This is a genomic window from Novosphingobium sp., from assembly GCF_965228995.1.
Lineage (GTDB): Bacteria > Pseudomonadota > Alphaproteobacteria > Sphingomonadales > Sphingomonadaceae > Novosphingobium.
In genome coordinates, this window is record NZ_OZ245852.1 from 217,614 (window position 1) to 240,639 (window position 23,026).

Annotated in this window: 18 protein-coding genes; 12 read left to right on the plus strand and 6 right to left on the minus strand. The window is 62.0% G+C overall.

What is annotated here, in order from left to right; genetic code table 11:
• The first annotated feature begins 10 nt into the window (after nucleotides 1-10).
• The 12 genes from ACO056_RS00995 (at nucleotide 11) to ACO056_RS01050 (ending at nucleotide 15,849) form a co-directional block, all read left to right on the plus strand.
• A complete protein-coding gene (locus tag ACO056_RS00995; RefSeq protein WP_421855236.1) occupies nucleotides 11-400 on the plus strand; it encodes a DUF3576 domain-containing protein in 390 nt (129 codons plus the stop codon).
• 106 nt (nucleotides 401-506) lie between these two features.
• A complete protein-coding gene (gene leuS, locus ACO056_RS01000) occupies nucleotides 507-3,053 on the plus strand; it encodes a leucine--tRNA ligase (RefSeq protein WP_421850497.1) in 2,547 nt (848 codons plus the stop codon).
• The gene (gene lptE, locus ACO056_RS01005) at nucleotides 3,040-3,540 is read left to right on the plus strand and encodes an LPS assembly lipoprotein LptE (RefSeq protein ID WP_421855240.1); all 501 of its coding nucleotides are present in this window, start codon (nucleotides 3,040-3,042) and stop codon (nucleotides 3,538-3,540) included. Before leuS ends, lptE begins: the two co-directional genes overlap by 14 nt.
• A 7-nt stretch (nucleotides 3,541-3,547) precedes the next feature.
• Nucleotides 3,548-4,582 (plus strand): DNA polymerase III subunit delta, encoded by a 1,035-nt coding sequence (holA, locus tag ACO056_RS01010; protein ID WP_421850500.1) that lies wholly within the window; start codon nucleotides 3,548-3,550, stop codon nucleotides 4,580-4,582.
• Nucleotides 4,583-4,852: 270 nt separating this feature from the next.
• Nucleotides 4,853-6,214 carry a sugar transferase gene (locus ACO056_RS01015; RefSeq protein ID WP_421850504.1) on the plus strand — a complete coding sequence of 454 codons (1,362 nt, stop codon included), beginning with the start codon at nucleotides 4,853-4,855 and terminating at the stop codon, nucleotides 6,212-6,214.
• A 202-nt stretch (nucleotides 6,215-6,416) separates the two neighbouring features.
• Nucleotides 6,417-6,680 carry a hypothetical protein gene (locus ACO056_RS01020; protein ID WP_421850507.1) on the plus strand — a complete coding sequence of 88 codons (264 nt, stop codon included), beginning with the start codon at nucleotides 6,417-6,419 and terminating at the stop codon, nucleotides 6,678-6,680.
• Nucleotides 6,681-6,868: 188 nt separating this feature from the next.
• Nucleotides 6,869-8,317 (plus strand): O-antigen ligase family protein, encoded by a 1,449-nt coding sequence (locus ACO056_RS01025; RefSeq protein ID WP_421850511.1) that lies wholly within the window; start codon nucleotides 6,869-6,871, stop codon nucleotides 8,315-8,317.
• 211 nt (nucleotides 8,318-8,528) lie between these two features.
• Nucleotides 8,529-9,113 carry a polysaccharide biosynthesis/export family protein gene (locus tag ACO056_RS01030; protein ID WP_421850514.1) on the plus strand — a complete coding sequence of 195 codons (585 nt, stop codon included), beginning with the start codon at nucleotides 8,529-8,531 and terminating at the stop codon, nucleotides 9,111-9,113.
• 13 nt (nucleotides 9,114-9,126) lie between these two features.
• Entirely contained in the window at nucleotides 9,127-11,373 is a 2,247-nt protein-coding gene (locus ACO056_RS01035) for a GumC family protein (protein WP_421850517.1), read from the plus strand.
• A 57-nt stretch (nucleotides 11,374-11,430) separates the two neighbouring features.
• Nucleotides 11,431-12,582, plus strand: a complete 1,152-nt coding sequence (locus tag ACO056_RS01040; protein WP_421850520.1) for a hypothetical protein — start codon at nucleotides 11,431-11,433, stop codon at nucleotides 12,580-12,582.
• Between the two features lie 522 nt (nucleotides 12,583-13,104).
• The gene (locus ACO056_RS01045; RefSeq protein ID WP_421850523.1) at nucleotides 13,105-13,470 is read left to right on the plus strand and encodes a hypothetical protein; all 366 of its coding nucleotides are present in this window, start codon (nucleotides 13,105-13,107) and stop codon (nucleotides 13,468-13,470) included.
• A 3-nt stretch (nucleotides 13,471-13,473) separates the two neighbouring features.
• Entirely contained in the window at nucleotides 13,474-15,849 is a 2,376-nt protein-coding gene (locus ACO056_RS01050) for a hypothetical protein (protein WP_421850526.1), read from the plus strand.
• Nucleotides 15,850-15,886: 37 nt separating this feature from the next.
• Here the strand turns inward: ACO056_RS01050 and fcl are convergent, their stop codons facing one another.
• From fcl to ACO056_RS01080, 6 genes are all read right to left on the minus strand, one after another.
• Nucleotides 15,887-16,843: a GDP-L-fucose synthase gene (gene fcl, locus ACO056_RS01055; RefSeq protein WP_421850529.1), complete on the minus strand. Its 957-nt coding sequence runs from the start codon at nucleotides 16,841-16,843 to the stop codon at nucleotides 15,887-15,889.
• A gap of 32 nt (nucleotides 16,844-16,875) precedes the next feature.
• Nucleotides 16,876-17,949: a GDP-mannose 4,6-dehydratase gene (gmd, locus tag ACO056_RS01060; RefSeq protein ID WP_421850532.1), complete on the minus strand. Its 1,074-nt coding sequence runs from the start codon at nucleotides 17,947-17,949 to the stop codon at nucleotides 16,876-16,878.
• Nucleotides 17,950-18,163: 214 nt separating this feature from the next.
• On the minus strand, nucleotides 18,164-18,727 hold the full coding sequence (locus ACO056_RS01065) for a putative colanic acid biosynthesis acetyltransferase (RefSeq protein WP_421850535.1): 564 nt from the start codon (nucleotides 18,725-18,727) through the stop codon (nucleotides 18,164-18,166).
• Nucleotides 18,728-18,854: 127 nt separating this feature from the next.
• The gene (locus ACO056_RS01070; protein WP_421850538.1) at nucleotides 18,855-20,096 is read right to left on the minus strand and encodes a WcaI family glycosyltransferase; all 1,242 of its coding nucleotides are present in this window, start codon (nucleotides 20,094-20,096) and stop codon (nucleotides 18,855-18,857) included.
• Nucleotides 20,097-20,340: 244 nt separating this feature from the next.
• Nucleotides 20,341-22,200, minus strand: a complete 1,860-nt coding sequence (locus tag ACO056_RS01075; RefSeq protein ID WP_421850541.1) for a hypothetical protein — start codon at nucleotides 22,198-22,200, stop codon at nucleotides 20,341-20,343.
• A complete protein-coding gene (locus tag ACO056_RS01080; RefSeq protein WP_421850543.1) occupies nucleotides 22,197-22,994 on the minus strand; it encodes a rhamnogalacturonan acetylesterase in 798 nt (265 codons plus the stop codon). The genes ACO056_RS01075 and ACO056_RS01080 overlap by 4 nt, the downstream gene beginning before the upstream one ends.
• Between the last annotated feature and the right edge of the window lie 32 nt (nucleotides 22,995-23,026).

A 23,026-nucleotide genomic window follows, 5' to 3' on the forward strand; every position in this document is an offset into this window, starting at 1 on the left:
CGCCACCGGGATGGTTGCGGGATGCGCGCACAAGGCAAGGCCCAAGCTCGATCTCGCGGCCAGCAAGGTCACGACGATCGGCGTCAACGCCTATCTCTGGCGCGCCACGCTGGAATCGCTTTCGTTCATGCCGCTGGTGCAGACCGACAGCAACGGCGGCGTGGTCGTGACCGACTGGTACGCCAATCCGCGCAATCCCGGCGAGCGGATGAAGCTGACCGTGTCGATCCTCGATCAGGATCTGCGTGCCGATGCGTTGCGGATCGCCGCCAGCCGGCAGGTGAGCCAGGGCGGCAACTGGGTCGATGCCCCGGTCCAGGCAGCCACTGTGCAGAAGCTGGAAGACATCATCCTGACCAAGGCGCGCGATCTTCGGCGCCAGACGTTGGTCAAGGGCTGAATTCCGGGGTCAAAGGCTGACTCCCAAGGTCAAAGGCTGCATTCCGGGCGGGTTCACCCTCGCCTGACAGTTGCGCGGTTTCGCACCGCTCCCTAGAGGGGGCGGCATGACTGCCGACCGACCAGAACCCGTCCGCTTCGATCCTGCCACCGCCGATCTGCGCTGGCAGCACGCGTGGGACGAGCGCCAGACCTTCCGGGCTGACGACGCTTCGCCCAAGCCGCGCAGCTATGTGCTGGAGATGTTCCCCTATCCTTCGGGGCGCATCCATATCGGCCACGTGCGCAACTACACGATGGGCGACGTGCTGGCGCGCTACAAGCGCATGCGCGGCTTCGAGGTGCTGCATCCGATGGGCTGGGACGCCTTCGGCATGCCGGCCGAGAACGCCGCGATGGAAAAGGGCGTCCACCCCGGCGGCTGGACCCGGGCCAACATCGCCAACATGAAGGCCCAATTGAAGCGCCTCGGCTTCGCGCTCGACTGGAGCCGTGAGCTGGCAACGTGTGAGCCTGAATACTACGGCCACGAACAGGCGCTGTTCCTCGATCTTTATGCGGCGGGCCTTGTTACTCGCAAGGAATCGACCGTGAACTGGGATCCGGTCGACATGACCGTGCTCGCCAACGAGCAAGTGATCGACGGACGCGGCTGGCGCTCCGGCGCGCTGGTCGAGAAGCGCAAGCTGAGCCAGTGGTTCCTCAAGATCACCGAGTTCGCCGACGAACTGTTGGAGGGCTTGTCCGCCCTCGACAAGTGGCCGGAAAAAGTACGCACGATGCAGGAGAACTGGATCGGCAAGTCGCAAGGCCTGCAGTTCCGCTTCAAGTCAGTCGCTCCGCTGCAGGATGACATCGAGGTCTATTCAACCCGGCCCGATACGCTGTTCGGTGCAAGCTTCGTCGCCATCGCTGCAGATCACCCGATCGCGCAGGCGATTGCCAAGGATTCGCCCGAGGCAGAAGCGTTCATCGCGAAGTGCAAGCAGGGCGGCACCACGGCCGCAGAGCTTGAAACGGCAGAGAAGCTGGGCTTCGACACCGGCCTCAAGGTGCTGCATCCGCTAGATGAAAGCTGGAGCCTGCCGGTCTATATCGCGAACTTCGTGCTGATGGACTACGGCACGGGAGCAGTGTTCGGCTGCCCCGCGCACGATCAGCGCGATATCGACTTCGCCCGCAAGTATGGCCTGCCGGTCACGCGCGTCGTCGCTGATGGCGACAGGACCGATTCCGTTTTCGAAGGTAACGAGGCCTATACCGGCCCAGGCAAGCTGGTGAATTCCCGGTTCCTCGACGGCCTGGACGTGACCGCCGCCAAGGCCGCCGTGATCGCCCGCGCCGAAGCGGAAGGCTGGGGCGAAGGCAAGACCGTGTGGCGCCTGCGCGATTGGGGCGTCTCGCGCCAGCGCTATTGGGGTACGCCGATCCCGTTCATCCACTGCGAAATCTGCGGCGTGGTGCCGGTGCCCAAGAAGCACCTGCCGGTCGTGCTGCCCGAAGACGTGACTTTCGACGTTCCCGGCAATCCGCTCGACCGGCATCCGACATGGAAGCATGTCGATTGCCCCCAGTGCGGCCACGCCGCGCGGCGCGAGACCGACACGCTCGACACTTTCGTCGATTCCTCGTGGTACTTCCTGCGCTTTGCGAGCCAGCCGGGCGATGCACCGTTCGATGCCGAGACGATCCGCAAGTGGCTGCCGGTGGAGCAGTATATCGGCGGGATTGAGCATGCGATCCTGCACTTGCTTTATGCCCGCTTCTGGACCCGCGCCCTGGCGCGGATCGGCAAGCTCGAAGTGAAGGAGCCCTTCGCCAGCCTGTTTACACAGGGCATGGTGACACACGAGACCTACGAACGGCGCAACCCGGAGAATGGCCAGCCGGTGTTCTTCTCGCCCGGCGAAGTCGAGCGTACCGCGGATGGCGCGACGCTCAGGGCCGATGGCGCGCCGGTCGAGATCGGCCGCGTCATCAAGATGTCGAAGTCCAAGAAGAACGTTGTCGACCCCGACGAGATCGTTGCCAAATACGGGGCCGATGCGATCCGCTGGTTCATGCTGTCCGACAGCCCGCCCGAACGCGATCTGCCGTGGTCCGAGGCCGGGATCGAAGGCTGCTGGCGCTTTGTCCAGAGGCTGTGGCGGCTGTTCGGCGCTGCGGATGCGACAGCGGTGGGCGAAGACCTCGCGCTTCGGCGCAAGACGCACCAGACCGTGCATGCCGTGGCGCTGGACATCGAGGCGCTCGGCTTCAACAAGGCCGTTGCCCGCATCTACGAACTGACCGGTGCGACCGAGAAAGCCGGGCCCTCGGCCGACCGTACGGCCGCGATCCGCTCGCTGCTGTTGCTGGTCGCACCGATGATGCCGCACCTCGCCGAGGAGGCCTACGCCGCGTTCGGTGAGGGGCTGGTGGCTGATGCAGCCTGGCCCGAAGTCGATCCGGCGCTGCTGGTCGATGATGAAGTGACGGTCGCGGTGCAGGTCAAGGGCAAGCTGCGCGATACGCTGACAGTGGCCAAGGGAACGCCGCGGGAAGAACTCGAACGACTTGCTCTCGCCTCGGACAAGGTGCAGCGTGCGCTGGACGGGGCGGAAGTGAAGAAGGTGATCGTTGTGCCCGATCGGCTGGTGAATCTTGTCGCGTAAAGCCCTTCTTGTCGCGCTGGCTCCCCTGGCACTGCTGGCAGGCTGCGGATTACAGCCTATGTATGCCGGCGGCGGTAGCGGCCCCGTGGCGCGGGCGCTCTCGGGCGTCGACGTGTCGTCCATCGAGGGCAAGGCCGGATGGCTGGTTCGCGCAGCTCTTGTCGATCGCCTCAGGGCCGGTGCGCAAAGCGCGCCGCGCTATCGGCTCGACGTGCGCCTTGATGAGCAGCTTCAGGGCCTCGGCCTGCTATCCAACGACGCAGTCACCCGCGAGCGGCGGACATTGCGGGCGCGCTATCAGCTTGTTGACCTGTCGAGCGGCGAGATCGTGCTGGATGCAACCGCAGGCGCTGACGCGGGCATCGACATCGTCTCGAGCGAATACGCGGTGATCGCGGCGGAACAGACCGCCCTCGAGAATCTCAGCCATGAGGTCGCCGACCAGATCGTGACCCGCGTCGCCACAAAACTGCGCAGGGCGGGCTGATCGCGCCGTGAAGGCGACCCAGAAGAATTTTGCAGCTCAGATGGCGCGCGCCGCGGCCGACGCTTCAGTGTTCTATTTCTGCGGTCCTGATGAAGCTGGAGCCGCGGATGCCGCAGCGCGCCTCTCCGCCCATATTGCCGCTCGGCAGGGGCAGTACGAGCGCGTCGAATTGGCGGGGGCCGATTTGCGCAAGGATCCGGTGCGGCTCGCAGACGAAGCTCGGTCGGTTTCCTTGTTCGGCGACAAACGCCAGATCCACGTCCGCTGTGCGGGAGACGAGGCCTACGACGCGGTCGAAACGCTGCTGGCCAGTCCGGTCGTAGGCTGGCCGGTCTTCATCATTGCCAGTTCCGCCACGGACAAATCCCGGATCGCCAAATTGCTGGCCTATCGCTCCGACGCTCTCGTCACCATGTTCCATCCGCCGGACATCCGGTCCGTCACGCTCGCAGTGCGCGAAATGGCCGATCCGATCGGCCTGCACCTGACGGATGAACTGGCAGAGCGGATCGCCCGCGGCGCGGCGCTCGATACCCGAATGGCGCGCAGCGAGATCGAGAAGCTGGCGCTCTATCTCGATGCGAGCCCCGAGTCGCCGCGCCGAGCGGATGCGGCCGCACTTGATGCGATCGCGGCGGTTAGCGAGGACGATAGCTTCATGCCGCTAGTGAACGCCGTACTGGCGGGCGACACTGCAAGACTTCCCTCCGAATTGGCGCGAATGCATGAACTTGAACTCAACGCTGTCGGGCTCTTGCTGGCGTTCGAGCGACGCGCTGCGCAACTTGCGCAGCTCGCAGGCCGCATGCGCGGGAGAAGCGATATTAACGCATTTCTTGAGCAGGAAATGGCAGCGCGACGCGTCTTCTTTCGGGACAAACCTGATATTGCCCAGCAACTCCGTCGGTGGCGTGGGCGCAAACTGGGGCGACTCGTCGAACGCCTCATGACTCTGCATCGGCAACTGCTAGCAGACAGTCGCAATGGGGAGCTCCTTCTTTCTCAAGGACTTGCAGAAATCGCGCGTGCGGCGGCGCGTTGATTTCCGACGAGACGCCGCCCAATTCGGACCGGCTGTTTCCATCACTTCATCGACTCGCTTGTTTTTCCCGCGCAACCTTGTACGTATTGCACCGCAGCATTCCCCCCGATATCGAGGAAATTGCGCATAAGAACTTTTGTCGTCCGGGTCGCACAACCGGAGCGCTGATTTCTAGCGGTTCAAGAAGGTGCATTAGCGATGACGACGTTGCAGCGAGACAGAGACTCTGTCACGGCGCTCACCGGAAACGGGGGCGACGGGCCATCTGGCGTGAAGCGCCAGCTCAAGCTGCCCTTGGCGCCCTCGCTCGAGAAGCGCCGGCTTCAGGCTTACGCGCTTCTGATGTTGACCGATGGCCTTGTCATCGTTGGCGCCTCACTGCTGGTCAGCCTGCTTTACATGGGGCACGCGTACGACCCGCAAACGCTTCAGCAAATCAACCTTTACGTGCCGCTCTACTGGGGTGCGGCGCTGATGACGCGGACCTATTCGATCCATGCGTTGACTTCATTGCGGTTCAGTCAATCCCGCTCGATGATGGCGATGGCAATCGCGGTTGTGCTCATGATTTTCGTCGCGTTCTTCACGAAATCGAGCGAACAGTTCTCCCGCGTATCCACGGTCGCAAGCCTGTTCATCATCGCTGGCGGCATGGCTTGGGCCAGGGCGGTCGTCCAGCCGATCATCCGCTCCGGCTGCGGCGCGACTGCGCAGAATGTCCTGGTAATCGACGACGGCGGAAGCCCAGTGCGGATCCCGCACGCCTGGCACATCGATTCGCGCGAACACCGCCTGCGCCCAGATCGCAGTGATCCGCACATGCTCGATCGGCTGGGCATGTTCATGACGAATATGGATCGGGTCATCGTGACCTGCCCGCCGGATCGACGCAAGGATTGGGCCCTCGTGTTCAAGGGCTCCAATATCAGCGGCGAAATCGTTGACCCTGAAGTGCAGGAGCTCGGCGTTCTGGGCGCCAATCGCGGGCACGGGTTCGGATCCCTTGTCGTCTCCGTGGGGCCGCTCGGCCTGAGAGCGAGAGCGGTCAAGCGCGCGATGGATCTTTTGATCGCTGGAAGTGCGACAGTTCTGCTCGCGCCGCTGCTGCTGATCGTCGCACTGATGATCTGGCTTGAGGACCGCGGCCCCGTGTTCTTCCTCCAGCAGCGCCAGGGCCGGAACAACCGTCTGTTCTGGATTTACAAGTTCCGTTCGATGCGTGCCGAGAAGCTCGATGCGATGGGCGCGCGCTCGGCGAGCAAGGACGATGACCGGATCACCCGTATCGGGCGGTTCATCCGCAAGACCAGCATCGACGAATTGCCGCAGCTGCTTAACGTACTGCGCGGAGACATGAGCATTGTCGGGCCGCGCCCGCATGCCATCGGGTCCCTGGCCGGACAGCGGCGCTTTTGGGAAGTTGATCCCCGCTATCTGCTGCGCCATTCGCTCAAGCCCGGCCTCACCGGTCTTGCGCAGATTCGCGGTCTACGCGGTGCGACCGACTCGGAGGCGGACCTGACCAGCCGTTTGCAGGCGGATCTGGAGTATCTCGATGGCTGGACTGCTATCCGCGATATCCGGATCATTTTCGCCACTGTAACCGTTCTGGTTCACGACCGGGCTTTCTAAGGTGAAGCGTTTCCATACAGCGCCGAACCGAATGCAAATGCGAACGTATGGGATGAATAACGTTGATGTATTTCAACTTGCATGATTTTTTGCCCTTCGCTAATGCAGCATTCGTTAGCGCGCGGCGCAACATTCGGGTTGAACGAATCGCCAAAGAGCACTAAGCAGTTTTCCGTAAGTTATGGAGTGTGGGACGATGAGCATGTTCAAGATCGCTATGGCTGGTGCCGCTACGCTTGGCGTAGTTCTCGCTAGCACGGCCGCAAACGCCGAACCCGTCCGCGCTGCTGCGGCAACCCCGGGCGTTGTTTCGGTCAAGAAGATCAAGATCCTTCGCACGACCTCGCCGTCGAAGCGTGAATCGCGCGAAGTTTCCGGTGAAGACATTGGTCTCGGCCTTCTCGCTGCCGGCGCTGCCGGCTTCGGGATCTACGAAGCCACCAAGAGCGACAGCACCGGCGGCTGATCGCATCTCTTTTGAACGGTTATCTTAAAGAGCTCGCAACGTTCGCTTGCGGGCTCTTTTTGTACGCGCCGTCTGCGGTGACTGGAACTCTTGCGGCGTGCCGTTAGAGAAGATGGCCACACGATCCGGCTTTCAGGGTTGCGCTGGAATGGCGCCAACCCTGTGCCGACTGCGGGGGAAGTACTGACATGCCGGCGGCGCAGACCAGCACAGCGATGGGCGGCAGACGTCAATCCGGCAAACGGTCGCATTCGGACCGGGCGTCAACCAGCCTGGCGGCACTCAGCAAGCGCCCACTGCCCGGAACTATTCTGTGCATGCTCATGGTCCTGCTCGCCATCGTGCTGGGCGGGGGCGGAACGGTAAATCCGCAGGCCGAGATGGTCCTGCAGGTGCTCGTGGTGGCGCTGATCATTCCCCTGGTTATTTCGGCGAAGTGGCAGGTTGGCATTGGTCCTGTTGATCGGGGCGCATGGCTGCTTGCCGTGCTGATCATGTTTATCCCGATCATCCAGCTCATCCCGCTTCCGCCGTCGATCTGGCAGAGCCTGCCGGGCCGCTCGCTTGAGGTGCAGGCGCTGGCGGCGGCCGATGCCGATCACATGTGGATGCCCCTTACCATGGCGCCTGCCCGGACGTTCGCGTCGCTTCTGGCGATGGCGTCCCCGGTGCTGGTATTGCTGGCGGTGTCCAGGCTGTCTCTGCGCGGTCGCAACTGGGTGACCGGCGCGATCGTCGTGGGCGCTGTCCTCTCGCTGATACTCGGTGTGCTGCAACTTTCGCAGACCGGCGGTTGGACGTGGTCGCTCTATAGCGAATACAGCGAAGGGTTCCTTGTCGGCTTTCAGGCAAACCGCAATGCAGAAGTGGACGTTCTGCTGATTGCGCTGCTGGCGGTCGGCGTGCTGGGCACCATTCGCCTGAGAGATGGGCGGCACCACGTTCTCACCTGGTCGATCGTCGGCATTGCGCTGCTGGTCCTGGTCGTTGGCGTGTTCATGACCGGATCGCGCACCGGCATTGCGATCCTGCTGCCGACGCTGGTGGTGCTCGCAGCGATGTTCTGGCCAATATTGCGCCAGGGCACGCACACCCTGCGATGGGTCGGAGGCGGTATCGTGGGCCTGGGCCTTGCGGCAGCGCTGCTCGCCCAGTTGCAAGCGGTCCAGAAGGTCGTTGACCGGTTCTCGATCAAGACGGAAGCTCGCTGGGACCTCTGGACCGACACCTGGTACGCGATCGGCAGGGTCTGGCCGTTTGGCAGCGGCATCGGTACCATTGTGCCAATGCTGGAAGCAGCAGAGCGGCTTGATGTGGTCGACACGACGCGCCCTGTGCGCGCGCACAATGATTGGCTTGAGTGGACGCTTGAAGCCGGCCTTCCCGGCCTCGCCGTCCTCGGCCTCATCCTCCTCGTAGTCGGCTGGCTTGCGCTGCGCGCCCTGATTTCAGCGAGCCGATCCGGGACGGCCCCTGCGCGGCGCGCGCAGGTCATCTTCGGCTGCGGCGTTCTTCTGGTCGAGGGACTCCACGCTTGCGTCGACTATCCCATGCGCAGCATGTCGTTGGCCATTCTTACCGCAGTTGCGGTAGCGTTCCTTCTGGAGCCTGCCGCACCGCAACAGAACAAGGTATGATGTGCATGATTTCCGGTGCGCGATCCGATGTTGCGCTAAGCCAAAGAAGCTGGCATCGTTCGATTGTCAGGGCAGGTAACCGCTTTGGAGGGCATTTTAAAAAGTGAAGAAAATCGCGGCCCCTGTCCTGTTTATTGTCAGCACGGCACTCGCTGGGTGCTCCAATCAGCTTTATGGTGACTTGCCGGTTCGGGATGCGGCGTACGCACTCATGCCGCCGATCGACAAGGCATCCGTTCCTGATCAGTACCTGATTTCACCCGGAGACGTGGTTTCCCTCGCCGTGTTCGGCGAACCGGAACTAACGCTCGACAAGCTCCCGGTCGATGACGCCGGGTTCATTCAGGTTCCCTTGGTCGGCGCGGTCGAGGTCGCAAAGCAGACCCCTGCGCAAGCTTCGACCTTGATCGCAGCGAAGCTCGGCGCTCGCTATCTTCGTAATCCGCAAGTCACGCTCAACGTGATCGAGCAGACCGGGCAGGTCGTGACCGTCGAAGGTCAGGTTTCGAAGGCCGGGTCCTACCCGGTCGATGGTCAGACGACGCTGCTGGGCGCCATTGCGCTTGCACAGAGCCCGACGCGGATCGCCAAGCTCAACGAAGTGATCATCTTTCGCACGATCAACAATCAGCGAATGGCGGCTCGCTTCGATCTGGGGCGCATCCGTGCGGGTCGTGATCCCGATCCCCAGATTCTTGGCGGCGACGTTGTGGTCGTCGGCTTCTCGCAGGCGAAGTCGATCTACCGCGATGTCCTGACCGCGGCGCCTTTGTTCAACGTTTTCACTCGCTTCTAACTACGGCGGTATTGTGCAGCAGATCTCCCAGTCTCCCGGCCACGCCGACAAGGTTCCAGTGCCCGAACAGGTCGCGCCTGTTGCAGGCTATGGCAGCTACGGCGATACAAACCCTTATGTGGACGGCGAGCTTTCGTTCGACATCCGCGAGATCATTGCGATCATTCGGGCCAACCTGGTTGTCATAAGCATCATCGTCGCGGTTTCGCTCGTGATTGCCACTGTGACGACCATGCTGCAGACGCCGCGTTACACCGCAGAAACCACCATCCAGATCAACGATCAGTCGGCGCAGGTTCTCGGCAAGCAGAACGACACGATGCAGGACCCTGTCGTGGCAGCCTCGGACACCGAGCGCTTCCTCCAGACGCAGGTTGATATCCTGAAGAGCCGCGCGCTGGCCGAACGCGTTGCCCAGAAGCTGCGGCTGATCGGCAACCCGAAGTTCTATGACGCGATGGGCATGCGGCAGCCGAGCGGCGACCTTTCGAAGGAGAAGCTCGAGGATCTCACGATCAGTGCCATCGACGCGGCGCGCGGCGTGGATCTGCCCCGCAAGACGCGTCTCGCGACCGTCAGCTTCAACAGCACCCAGCCCGAACTTGCCGCCAAGATCGCCAATGCGTTCGCGACCGAGTTCATTCAGACCAATCTGCAGCGCCGGTTCGACAGCTCGGCCTATGCCCGGGACTTCATTTCAGGGCAGCTCTACGAAGCACGCGCCAAGCTCGAGCAATCGGAGCGCGAGCTCAATGCCTATGCCCGAGAAGCGGGAATTATCCGCGATCGCGATAATTCACCCGATGACTCTGGCGGCAGCCGGCCGGGAAATTCGGTCACGACGACCAGCCTCCTCGAGATCAACACGGCGGCCAACCAGGCCGAAGCGGCCCGCATCGTTGCAGAAGGTCGCTGGCGCCTGATTTCGGAATCTTCGCCGCTCAACTCGCCTGACGTGCTGGCGAACCAGGCGATCACCTCTCTCTATTCCGATCGCGCACGCATTGTTGCCGAACTGGAAAAGCAGCGTTCCAATCACCTTGAGGACTACCCCGCTGTCCTGCAGCTGAAGGCTCAGGTCGGCGTGATCGACGCGCAGATCAAGTCACTTGCGCACAGCATCAGTCTTTCGGTGAAGCAGCAGTACGACGCCGCCAAACAGCTTGAGGATAGCCTCAAGTCTGAAGTCGTGCGGCTCAAGAGTTCGTCGCTGGAAGAGCAGGACCGGCTGGTGCGGTATCGCATCCTCGAGCGCGAGGCCGATACCAACCGGACAGTCTACGAAGGCCTGCTGCAGCGCTACAAGGAACTCAACGCGGCCGCCGGTATCAGCGTGAGCAATATCGCGATCATTGATACCGCTGTGCCGCCGATCCGCCCCACTTCGCCCAACCTGTTCCGCAATCTGCTCCTGGCATTGCTTGCAGGCCTCACCATTTCGGCCGCGTTCGTCTATCTCCGCACGCAGCTCGACGATACGGTGAAGGTGCCTGAGGATATCGAGGGCAAGCTCCAGATGCCGCTGCTGGGGGTCATCCCGCTCGTGCAGGATCTTGACCTCGATACGGCGATGGTCGATCCGAAGTCGCCGATCAGCGAAGGCTACAACTCGCTGCGAAGCGCCCTGCTCTACTCGACCCCGGCGGGTCTGCCGAAGACCATGCTGATCACCAGTTCGCAGCCGTCGGAAGGCAAGTCCACCACCAGCTTTGCGATCGCTGCGGGTATTGCACGACTTGGCCGCCGCGTGGTCCTGCTGGACGTCAACTTGCGGCGCCCCGCCCTGCACCGCTCGATTGCCGCACTGAACGGCGACAATAGCAAGGGCGTTTCCAGCATCCTGACCTCGCAGTGCTCGATTGATGAAGCGCTCCGTTCGACGGACGTCGACAACCTCTCTGTCATCACCTCGGGCCCCATTCCGCCGAGCCCCACCGAATTGCTTAGCTCGATTGGCATGCATCAGCTGATCGACGAGCTTTCGCAGCGGTTTGATCTGGTACTGATCGACAGCCCTCCTGTCCTCGGCCTTGCCGACGCACCGGTGCTCGCCGCTCTCGTGGACAGCGTCATCATCGTCATCCAGTCGGACCGCGGTCGCCGCGGATCGCTCAAGGCATCGTTGCGGCGCCTGCGGAACATGCGCTCGAACATCCTTGGCGGCGTGCTGACGAAGTTCGATCCGACCGAAAAGGGCAATCGCTACTCCGAGTACTACGGTTACAACTACTATCAGTACTCCAGCAACTCGGCTGGCTAACCCATGCCGGGCGCGCGGGTCTCGGGGGCTCTCGACCGCATTGGCAGGATAGCGGCAGTGGTCGGTCTCATCGGACTGGCCATTGCAGCACTGCTCAGCGGCTCAGACAGGCAAGCGAGGGATTTTCCCAATTCCCCGAGCTACGTCGGGTGGCCCTACGACAGCGGCGCGGCGCGCGCACAGGCCTTGCTTGCGTTTGTGAGAACTGGCCCGGCCAGCGCAATACCCTACGCTCGCCGCTCGGTTCTTTCGGATCCGCTGTCGGCACAAGCCGTTTCGATTCTTGGCCGCTCGCAGCTTTATGCGCAGCAATTGCCGCAGGCGCACCGAACGTTCGAGGTTTCCGGGCAGCTGGGCTGGCGGGACACGATGACCCAAATCTACTGGCTGGATCAGGCCCTGCAGGGCGGGGACTACAAAGTCGGCGCGGAGCGGCTTGATGCCATTCTTCGGCAGTCGCCTTTGTATGAAGACCGCGACCGCCTCATCGCCGCAGTAGCCGAAACTCCCCAAGGACGCCAAGCTCTGGCTGAACGGCTCAAGCTGGCGCCAACCTGGGCGAATCCTCTGGTCAGCGACGTCTGGGACTTGCCGGTCGATCAAGTGTTGCAACGGGTCGATCTGATGCGGCTCACGGGCAAGGGGGTGTGGTCTTGCGCCGATTCCGAGAAGATCTCGCAAAGGCTGATCGATCTCGACCAGCTCGATGAGGCACAGTCCGTCTGGCAGTTGAACTGCGAAAGCTCGGCTTCCCTGGTCTACGACGGCGGCTTTGAGCATATGGACATACTCAAGGCGACAACGGCATTCGACTGGCAATTGTCCAACCGCAGCGACACCGAGATTTCGATCTCGCAGGATACGGGTGGCAGGCGCAGCCTCTCGCTCGAAGTTACCGGGACGACGACTGTTCCGATCCTGTGGCAGTTCGTCGTCCTCAAGCCTGGTCGCTACACGCTCTCGTGGCGGACACCCGATACGGCGACCGCGCAGGCCAATGCTCTCCAGGTGTCGCTCACCTGCAGGCCTGATTTCTCCCGGGCGATGACCGGCCGCGCAGTTGCCGGCAAGCCAGATGAGTGGAGGCAGGACTTCGTCATCGACAACGAGTGCCGGGGCCACCAACTCATATTCTGGCTTGCGCCTCATGCGCCGATTCACATCGATGACGTGAGCCTAGTTGCTGCCGGGAACGCCGAAGCGCACTAGGCGGATGCGCTAGTCAGGGCGCCCAGAATATACCTGCAGGCGCCTGAACGGCCTGCAGGAGTGGCACTGCAGCGCTCTGCGGCAGGCAGCAAGCGCGTAGCTTTGTCCGTTGACGTTTCCTCATGGAACTGTCTGCCAGCCCGTTCTTGGTTTTGCCGTTGCGGTTTTTTGTGCTGGAAGCTCAAATGGGACAGCAGCAGGCGTGACATAGCGATTCGCCGCACTTTCCAACCCACCACTTCGATGCACTCGGCGTGCTGCGTGCGGCGAAATCTGTCTATGATAATGATTTCATTATGCATCTTTGATCTCAGACATCGGACCACCCCTTCCTCTGGCCCGCCATACTTCCCACTCAATGCGGCCAGAAGCAGCTCGCTGAATAACCTATATGGTTTTTAAATTGACTTGTTGGAACATTTCATGAACAGAGCAGGTCGAGGCCGTCGCACCGCGCCTCTCCTGCCGCTGCGCGCCGATCCATCCGCGCACTGTCACGCCCCGTTCCGACAGGAGCCTCCGATGCCTGACTATACTTACACGACCATTGGCAATCGCCAGAAACGTCTCGTCGACATGGGCGATGACACTTTCGCGGAAGTCACTGCGTTGCCCGCCGTGATCCCCACTGCCTGGGTACCGACCACGGCATTCAATGCACGCCTTTACCCGGATGTCGAAGTGCAGCTCATCGGCACACCCTCGACGGCCTATATCTTTCAGGACAGCTTCGACGGGATCAATTTCAACGATTGCAGCCTGTGGGACAGGAACGGGGCTTTGCTGGCACAGGCAACCGCTGCCGGCCGGTACCGGCTGCCCGGCAGCGCCTTCCTGCGCGCCCGCCAGGGTTCTGGCTCCACCCTGATCATCCGCGCGGGGAACTGAACCATGCCAATCGACAACTTTGCGCGCACCCTGGCGCTTCAGGGACAGCGTTTCTGCAGTGACATCGCTTCCAATCTGTCGGGCAAGGGGGCGTCGATGATCGGCGTCTCCGGCGGCGGTACAGTCGAAGATGTTCCCGCATCTCTGAAGGGATATGCCACGATTTCGGCACTGCGGAGCGCTTCGACCGCACCCTTCAAGGATGGCGACATCGTCAGCACGGAAGGCGCGACAAATGCGCTCGATACCAAAGGGGGCGGCACCTGGCGGTGGGATGCGGCCGACAGCACCTCGCTGGACAACACCGGAACCGTGCTCGCACCGGCCGGAGGCGGCGCTGGCCGCTGGAAGCGCGTCTTCAACGGCCCCATCAACGCGGCGTGGTTCGGTGTGAGCCCGCTCAATACCGACAACACCAGAGCCCTGCAAAACGCGGTCGATTTCATCGGCACCGGTGCCTTCAATCCGAACGGTGGCGGTGTCCTGTTCATCCCGGCCGGGTATTACCGCTTCAAGTTCGCCGCGGGCACTTCAGGTTTGAGCACCATCTCCGTGCCGTATGAAAACGTGACTATCGAAGGCGAAGGTCGTGCGACTGTGCTGCGCGTGGACCTTTCCGGACTGCCGGCGGGATCGCAGCACGCCCGTTTCTTCACCTGGTCGGAAGCAGGGAACCGCGGGCAGGGCGGCGGCATCCGCAACTTGCGCTTCGATGGGAATTCGCAGCTGCAGTGGTGCGTTTTCCTCGATTCGTGGCGCTTCTGGCGCATGGAAGACATCGCTGCGCTGGACGTATTCTCAGGCCTGCTGGACGCCTGCAACAACCAGACGCCGTTCGGCGAAAACATCCATATCAACCGCATCGACCACATCAGCAGCAGCGGCACCAATTCGTGCTTCACCCAATATGGGGTGCGCTTTCGGGCCGGCACTGCCGGTTCGTGGACCGAGTGCTCGATCCGCAATGCCCTGTTCGTCAACTGCTGGGACACCGGCGTCGTGCTGGACGGCTGCGCACGTTTCACCGTGGATCAGGTCGCGGTTGGCTGCAATTCCACGTCCTCCAACACGATCGACGGGAGCAGCAAGACCGGTGCTTATGGCACTGTGCTGATCACCAACAGCGTGGTGAACGGCTCAACCGGCGACACCGGGCAGCACGTCTGCCGGAACATCTATTTCGAATCGCATACCGGCGTCGAAACCGTCAACACGAACCGCGCGGTTCTGATTGACACCCCTCCGGGACAGACGGGCCTCAATCGCTACAACCGGATCGAGAATGTCGTTATCGATACGACTGCCGGAAAGGCGGCGGTCGTGTTCAGCAACACGTCCGGAACGTTCGGCCTGACCAACAGCAATACCTTCACTGGCAATCGCCGAGGCTACCTGACCAACCAAATTCTGATTAACTCGAACGTCAGCGACACTTATGTCAACGTCACCCCGAATGCGAGCAGCCTCTATGCCATCAATGACCTTGGCACACGCACCTTCGTCAACGGGGTGACGAACTACGCCTATCTGACCGGGCTCTATCCTGACACGACCCCGGGCCAGGGCAAGATGGATGTGGGGCACTTCTCCCGCGACACCAATACCGGCCGCCTTTGCTATCAGGACAAGAACAACGTTCCTGTCCTCATAGCAGGCCGGGCCGGTATCGATCAGGTCTCACCATACGGCGCCCAGCGCATCCGCGCCCTGGGCACGCCGAACGCGCCGACCATCACGCGAGGTGGGACAGGGACGACAACCTACACCTACTATTGGGTGGCGGTGGACAAGGATGGCAATCGATCGCCGCCCAGTCCGGCGACGACGATCGCGAATGGTCCGGCGTCACTCGCAGGTTCAGCGCGGAACCTCGTCACAGGGATGCCGGTCGATGGAGCGGTGACTTATGACCTGCTCAAGGGCAACACCACGACCTCTGCCGCAACCGGCCTGACTTCGCCGTTCTTCTACGATGGAGGAGGCGCGACTGCAGGTTATACGCCATCCGCCAGCAGCCCGCCCGGAACGCTCGTGGTGGACGGACATGTCACGCTTTCCGCGCTGGCCATACCGACCGTTGCTGCTGGTGCCGCTGCAGGCACGGCGCCAACGGTATCGATCACGGGCAATGACCAGCAAGGCGTGATCACCGTTGTTATAGGGACCGCTCCAGCGACCGGGATTCTCGCGACGATTACCTTCGGCAATGCCTGGGGCACCGCCCCGCTCACCCCGGTGATCGGGCCTGCCACTGCCAATGCTGGCGGATCAGGCGTGTTTGTCGATCCGGCCGACGTTACCACGACGACTTGGCGCATTCGGGCCGGAACCGCGCTGGCAGCGAGCACCACCTATCGGTTCGCCTACCACGTCGGATGAGTGCGCGGCGCCGATATGGCCGGATGGCAGTCAGCGCTCAGGCGCTGCCTTCCTTGATCTGGCCCTCAAGAAATGCGCGGTAGGCATCGGCGATGCCTTCGCGCAGGGACAATCGCGGCGACCAGCCCATCGCCGCGATTTTCTCGCCGCTCATAAGCTTGCGCGGCGTGCCATCTGGCTTGGATGTGTCGTGCGTAATCGTGCCGGTGAAGCCCACGATCTCGCAGACCAGCGCGGCAAGCTCTGCGATCGTGATGTCCGTCCCCGAGCCGAGATTGACGTGCTCATCGCCGGAATAGTTCTTCAGCAGGAAGACGCAGCCATCGGCCAGATCATCTGCATGAAGGAACTCGCGCCGCGGACTGCCGGTGCCCCAGATCTCGATACTGGCAAGCCCCGCCTTGTGCGCCTCATGCGCCTTGCGGATCAGCGCGGGCAGGACGTGGCTGGAATTCAGATCGTAGTTGTCGCCGGGTCCGTAGAGATTGGTGGGCATGGCCGAGATGAAGTCGGCGCCATATTCCTTGCGATAGGCCTGACACAGCTTGATCCCGGCGATCTTCGCAATCGCGTACCATTCGTTCGTGGGCTCGAGAGGGCCGGTCAGCAAGGCATCTTCCCGGATCGGCTGTTCAGCGAACTTGGGATAGATGCACGACGAACCGAGGAACAGAAGCTTCTCCGTGCTGGCGCGGTAGGAAGCTTCGATGAGGTTCGCCTCGATCATCAGGTTATCGTAGAGGAATTGCGCCGGGTACCTGTCGTTGGCCAGGATGCCGCCCACTTTCGCCGCCGCGACTACCACTACATCGGGCCGATTGTCTGCGATCCAGGTGCGCACCGCCGATTGCTCGCGCAGATCGACCGATCGGTCAGCCGTCAGGATCTCGCAGTTCTCCTGCGCCAGGCGGCGCACGATGGCAGAGCCGACCATACCCTTATGACCGGCAACATAGACGCGCTTGCCTGCGAGGGCGTAGGATTTGAGGGTCACGGGATCACATCTCCAGCCAGCTCGGTATCCGATCAGGCGCCCTTGCTGATCGGCGCGTCACGCATCACTTCGAGGTCGGCGAGGACCATCTCGCGGGCGAGCTCGCGCGCCGAAGTTTCATGCGACCAACCGAGTTTCTGCCGCGCCTTGGCCGGATCGCCGATCAGGAGATCAACTTCGGTCGGCCGGAAATAGCGAGGATCGATTTCGACCAGCACCTTGCCGGTCTTGCGGCAGATTCCGCGCTCTTCAACGCCGGTGCCTTCAAAGTCCAGCTGGATACCGGCATCCTCGAATGCCCACCGCACGAATTCACGCACCTCGGTGGTTTCACCGGTTGCGAGCACGTAATCGTCGGGCTCGTCCTGCTGCATCATCATCCACATGCCGCGAACGTATTCCCGCGCATGGCCCCAATCGCGCTTGGCATCGAGGTTGCCGAGATAGAGCCGCTCCTGACGCCCGAGAGCGATCGCGGCTGCTGCGCGCGTGATCTTGCGCGTCACGAAGGTTTCGCCGCGCAGCGGGCTTTCGTGGTTGAACAGAATGCCGTTCGAGGCGTGGATGCCATAAGCTTCGCGGTAGTTCACCACGATCCAGTAGCCATAGAGTTTCGCAACACCGTAGGGCGAGCGCGGATAGAACGGCGTCGTCTCCCGCTGCGGCACTTCCTGAACCAGACCGTAGAGTTCGGAAGTCGAGGCCTGATAGAACCGGGTCTTGCGCTCCAGCTTCAGGATGCGGATCGCCTCGAGCAGCCGCAAGGTGCCGATCGCATCGGCATTGGCCGTATACTCCGGCGTCTCGAACGAGACCTGGACGTGGCTTTGCGCAGCAAGGTTGTAGATTTCGTCCGGCTGAACCTCCTGCACGATGCGGATGAGGTTCGTGGAATCGGTCAGGTCGCCGTAATGCAGATGGAAGCGCTGATGCTCGACATGAGGATCCTCATAGATGTCCTCGATGCGCCCGGTATTGAACGACGAGGAGCGCCGCTTCATGCCGTGGACGACGTAACCCTTTTCAAGCAGCAATCGCACCAGATAGGCACCATCCTGGCCGGTGACCCCAGTAATAAGTGCAACTTTTCCAGCGTTATCAGTCATATCTGGCCCCAACTGCAATTTTTGTGCAACTGCGAAAAACCTTAGCCACCAATGGCAGCAATGCAAAGCCCAATTCCCGCCTCCGCTGCCCGGCGTTGCTTCGGGCAAGCCTCGATGCGGTGAGGCCGAAGCAACGCTTCACGAGGTAACAGCCAGTAGCTCCTGCTTCGCCGTTTTGATGATACGGTCGCGGAAACGTATAGGATAGCGATGCTCATCGGCGCAATTTACGGTCTTTGATCCACACTGCAGGGTTGCCGCGGTAGATTCCGTCCTGGGCCGCATCGGTAAACAAAGCTCCCCTTGCGGCGAGCACTGCATGGTCGTGCATGGTAACGCCGGGGCCGACAAAGGCATCTGCGGCAACCCAACATTGCCGCCCGATCACGATAGGCCGCAGCAAAAGCTGGAAATCCGGATCATTTACGTCATGCGAGCTGGCACACAAGTAAGCGCCCTGCGAAATCACTGCCCGCTCAGCAATCGAGATTTTTCCCTGATTGTACAGCCGTGCGCCTGGCCCTACTAACGCGTTAGCCCCAACTGAAAGGTTGGCAGGCAGCCAGACGGAGACACTCGCGTGGATACGCGCTGTTGGATCAACACGCGCCCCAAACATGCGCAGAACAAGGCCCCGCCAGCGATGAAATGGTGGGGGTGTCCAACGGGCGAGAAGCAGCCAAGCCAGTCCCCAGACAACCCTTGTCAGGCGGTTGGCCAGCGAAAAGCTGGCACCTCCCTCAAGAGGCTTGCTTTTGGCGGCTTCCAATACGCTCACTTGGCCTCCCGTTGCCACGGCGGCATTCCTTGAATGTGGACTAATTCCACTCCGCACCTTCGATGTGAGAGGTTCGCATCGAAGACTTTAAAACCGGCCCGCGGCCGCCAAGGATTGCAGGATTGCATCATGGCGTGGGCCCAAGCAAGCGCTGGCTGAGTTGATACTCCAGCTGGTCCATCACGCCACCGTAGGACCAGCGCGAAACACTGCGCGCCACTGCGGTCTCACAGCTTTGTGCATAGAGCACGCTGTCATCCAGCAGCTTCTCGATGGCCGCCGCCATGGCCACGGAATCGCCGGGAGGCGTATTGATGCCGCAGCCATCGACTTCGTCGTAAAGTGCAGTCCCCTGCTCCGCAGTTGCCACCACCGGGCGAGCCGAGGCCAGCATGTTGGCAAGCTTCGACGGCAGAACGAGGTCGGCTGCCCCCTGCAACTGGGGCAGCAGATGGACAGAGGCGAGGCCCAGCAATTGCCCGAGCCGCTCGGCCGGCTGCAGATCGTTGAACCTGATGTTCGTCAGCCCCTTCGCGCGCTGCTCGAGATTCGCTCGGTTGGGGCCCTCACCACAGACCACAAAGACAATGTCGTCCCGCCCGGCGAGGTGCCGCGCGACATCGACGATGATCTCTATCCCCTGCTTGTTGGCGATATTACCCGAGTAGAGGGCAACCTTTTTGCCTTCGAGGCCCCAGAGCTGGCGATAGTAGGCGCCGGCGTCGGGATCACGCCCCGGCGCGTTGGCCCAGTTGCGCAATTCGACAACGCGGTCAGGATCGCAGCCCAGCGCCCCCAGGCGCCTGCACATCTGCGGACTGATCGAGGAAACAACGTCCGCTGATCGCAGCAGGCGCTTCTCGACCCAGCGCGCGAACCGACCAAGCACGCCATCCTTCAGGAGACCGGTCGCGAAAGCAGCCTCGATCTCGAAATCCTGCACATGGATCCACAGCCTCGCGCCGGAAAGACGGGCGAGCAGCCACGCGCTTGGAACGCTGAACAAGGCCGGGACGACGCAGATCACGAGGTCCGGGCGCTCACCGCGACTGCGAAATGCGGCGCGCAGAGCGGGGCGAAAAGCCGCGAGACCGAAGCTGAGCAAGTGCAAGGTGCGCTTCAATCCGCTCGGCTGCGCCGGCACATAATGCGGACAGCGCCAAACCTGCACGCCGTTCTCGCTTGTCTGCAGCCAACCCTTGCCGGCGAACTGCGGGAACACCTTCCACCTCGGATAGTATGCATGGCCGCTTATGGCCTCGACCGCAGACCCTCGGGCGACGAGCCCTTCGGCCAGACCGGTCGAGTAGGGACCGATCCCGATCTCTTCGGGGGCGTAGTTGAGGCTGACCAGCGCAATCCGCGTCATGCAGCGGAGTACCTGCTCATATGGCCGCGCTTCTCGACTGCAAATTCACCATCAAACGCAGCATAACCACGAGTAAATTCTGTGATAAAGCGTGAAAGTATTTCTCGCGATCTTAACCGCGACTTTACCGAACCGGATTCGTTCATGATTTCCACAGCCCACCTCAAGAACTTGCACTACTTGGTTGATGGCTCGGAGCAAGGCAAGCTCGAATCGCAGGTTTGCGATGGGTTTTTGAAAAAGTTCATTTTGGTGGTTTGATTTGGGACGCTGAGCTGCGGAAGTTGCAACTATATGTCACGCCCGGTGCGCCGCCTGTCGAGGCAGGAGGGGTCGCGGGGCAAACAAGGGCGTCTGACGTATCGCCAATCCGGTGATTGCCCACAATCCGCAGGTTGCCGGCTTGGTGCACGAACATCGGCTCCGCTGAAGTCTTGCCGACAGCGTTGTTGATAAAGGCAATGCCGGTGCTGCCCTGATCGGCGTAGAGTCCCCAGCCGCCATAGGTCCGTGCTGTCCCGTTAGCGATCTGGTTCCCGCGGACGACCGTCCCGAACTGCCGCCCCAACGTGTAGATCCCGCCCATGTCAGAAAGCACACCCTGGCCGAAATTCTCGATCCGGTTGTCCGCGATCAGGTTGTCGTGGATCGGGCTGAGCTCGTCGCTCCATACCCAGCCCACCGAGATACCGGTGTAGTAGAGATCCGAAATGCGATTGCCGACGATGGCGACGTGGTCGGCCTGTCCCACCCAGATACCCGTGCCCGCCAGATGGATGCGCCCAAGCGAACGCAGCGTATTGCGCAGGATGCGAATGTCTGTTGTCGGGGTCCGGGAAGTCGCGCCACCCTCCCAGTCCGATCCAGGCTGCGGTTTGCGTTGCGGCGATCCGATGAGAACGCCGCCGCCGCCCAGATCCGTGAGCTGGCTGTCAGCAAGTTCGACGTCCGCGCAGTTTTTGCCGATCGCGATCCCTTGCGCGCCCGAGCGCGCGATGCCGATCGAGTGAAAAACAATGGACCGGCAGTTTTCAGCCCTGACGGCAGCGGGGAGCCCGATCTCGGACTGCATGGCCGACCACCCATTGACTGGGAATTCCCAAGCCGCATGCTCGAACTCAATGTTCTCGATTGCGACGTCATGTACCGGCTCGGCCGGAGTGCCTTGCAGGATCAGGAGATTGGTCAGCACGGGTGCAACGACCGCCAATGTCCCAGCGCTCTCCCCCGGTGCCGGGCGATAGCGCACTTCGGACGTGGCGGACGAACATTGCCATTCACCGGGGTCGAGCTGCGCAACCGGCTGGTTTTCAATGTAATACGGCAAGCCGGGCTCGAAGGTCTGCCGGCCCTTGCGCCCGCGGTAGTCTCCGGTGACGGTGAGCCTTCCTGTCGTATTCGAATAGCCGGCCACCCGCAGGCGGGCAGCTGTCCACGCGTCAATTACAACGACTTCGGTCTCGGGCGAAACCTTGAAGTCACCGGGCAAAGCGCCGGACGCGGCGGCAAGCTGCAGCGGTTCGCCAGGTCCGCGCTGATCGGTGATATCGCCCTTCGCGACTGTCAAGGTTCCGCTCTTGGGAAAGCGCGGACGATACCGGCGCACGCCGTTCACGAACAACTGGCTCGGGCACGTGCCTCCGAAGGCGGCAAGATTGATCGTCGCGGCAAGCTCGCCGCCGCGTCCCGGATGCCATCCGCCGATAGGTACGCCGCCACTGACTGCAACCCGGGCGCCGGGGGCACCATAGATGCGCAGAGGCGCATCAGGGGTGCCCGAATCCGCGCTGCGCAGCACCAGCGGCCGGTCCAACCGATAGGTCCCGCCGGCAAGCTCTATGGCAACGGGACGCGCTGCAGGGTTCGCTTGTTCTGCTTCTGCCAAAGCCTGCGCTCGCGCCACCGTGCGAACCGGCCCGGCCCCGCCCTGACCGCTCTGGGGCTTAGACCCATCATTGGTGTCGCTTCCCGTAGGCGATACGTAGACGGTCTCAGCGTGGACCTGCGGCAACGAGCATCCCGCGCCTGAAATCCCGACCGCAAGGCCCGTGACAGTCGTGAGCACCGCCCTCACTTTGGGCAAGCCGATGCGCATGGCGGTCATGGGAAAACATAGCTTTGGAGGGCTGGCACCCGCTCACCAAGGAGCTTCGCGACCAGCGATGAAACTTGCCCAGCGCCCGCTTCGTTAAGATGGATATAATCCGCCTGGTTGCCCGCCTTGCTGTCACCAACCCGCGCGGGCAGAGTTGTTCCCTTCGCGGCGGCCGCCCTTTCGGCAGCGGTCGGCGCACGGTTCTCGAATTCCAGACTCTTCACCGGCCCCATTTGCGCAAAGAGCTGTGCGCTTTTGGAGTTGAGATCGATCACCGGGCTGTTGGTCTGGCTTGCCACCTGGCGCACAGCGTCGGCCCAAGGCGTCAATGAATCCGAGAGCTTGCCGTTCGCAAAATAGCGCCGGGCAAGCGGCGTCACCAGCACCGGGATGGCCCCGCGATCCCGCACCTCACGGATCATCTGGACGAGATTGGCCGGGAATTCAGCCTGCAGGTCGGTGCCGATGGCAGGGTTGGTCGATTTGTCGTTGTGGCCCATCTCGATGAGCACATAGCGCGCGGCATAGCCATTAGTGCCCGCTTCGTTGAGGGCCAGCGCCCAGTGCCCTTCGTTGCGGTAGGTCTTCGTGCTTCGGCCGCCGCGTCCCATGTCGACGCACGACACGTACTGCGTCACATGCTGACCACAAAAGGCTCCGCCCCAACCGGTTTGGACCGCCGTGGTGGAGTCGCCGACAAGTATGATCTTGATCGGCGCCCTGAATTGCACTGCCTGAGGCTGGGCCGGTCCCGGGAGGACACATGCTGCAGCTCCGGTCATGATCAGAAGCAGGGAACGCATGCGCTTCACTCCGTTTAAGTGATTGTCGTGCA

Excerpts from the sequence above, each read along its gene's own strand:
- ACO056_RS01045 (WP_421850523.1), top strand. The coding sequence starts at position 13,105 with ATGCCTGACTATACTTACACGACCATTGGCAATCGCCAGAAACGTCTC.
- ACO056_RS00995 (WP_421855236.1), top strand. The coding sequence starts at position 11 with ATGGTTGCGGGATGCGCGCACAAGGCAAGGCCCAAGCTCGATCTCGCG.
- ACO056_RS01025 (WP_421850511.1), top strand. The coding sequence starts at position 6,869 with ATGCCGGCGGCGCAGACCAGCACAGCGATGGGCGGCAGACGTCAATCC.
- ACO056_RS01020 (WP_421850507.1), top strand. The coding sequence starts at position 6,417 with ATGTTCAAGATCGCTATGGCTGGTGCCGCTACGCTTGGCGTAGTTCTC.
- ACO056_RS01050 (WP_421850526.1), top strand. The coding sequence starts at position 13,474 with ATGCCAATCGACAACTTTGCGCGCACCCTGGCGCTTCAGGGACAGCGT.
- gmd (WP_421850532.1), bottom strand. The coding sequence starts at position 17,949 with ATGACTGATAACGCTGGAAAAGTTGCACTTATTACTGGGGTCACCGGC.
- ACO056_RS01080 (WP_421850543.1), bottom strand. The coding sequence starts at position 22,994 with ATGCGTTCCCTGCTTCTGATCATGACCGGAGCTGCAGCATGTGTCCTC.
- leuS (WP_421850497.1), top strand. The coding sequence starts at position 507 with ATGACTGCCGACCGACCAGAACCCGTCCGCTTCGATCCTGCCACCGCC.
- ACO056_RS01075 (WP_421850541.1), bottom strand. The coding sequence starts at position 22,200 with ATGACCGCCATGCGCATCGGCTTGCCCAAAGTGAGGGCGGTGCTCACG.
- ACO056_RS01070 (WP_421850538.1), bottom strand. The coding sequence starts at position 20,096 with ATGACGCGGATTGCGCTGGTCAGCCTCAACTACGCCCCCGAAGAGATC.
- ACO056_RS01030 (WP_421850514.1), top strand. The coding sequence starts at position 8,529 with ATGCCGCCGATCGACAAGGCATCCGTTCCTGATCAGTACCTGATTTCA.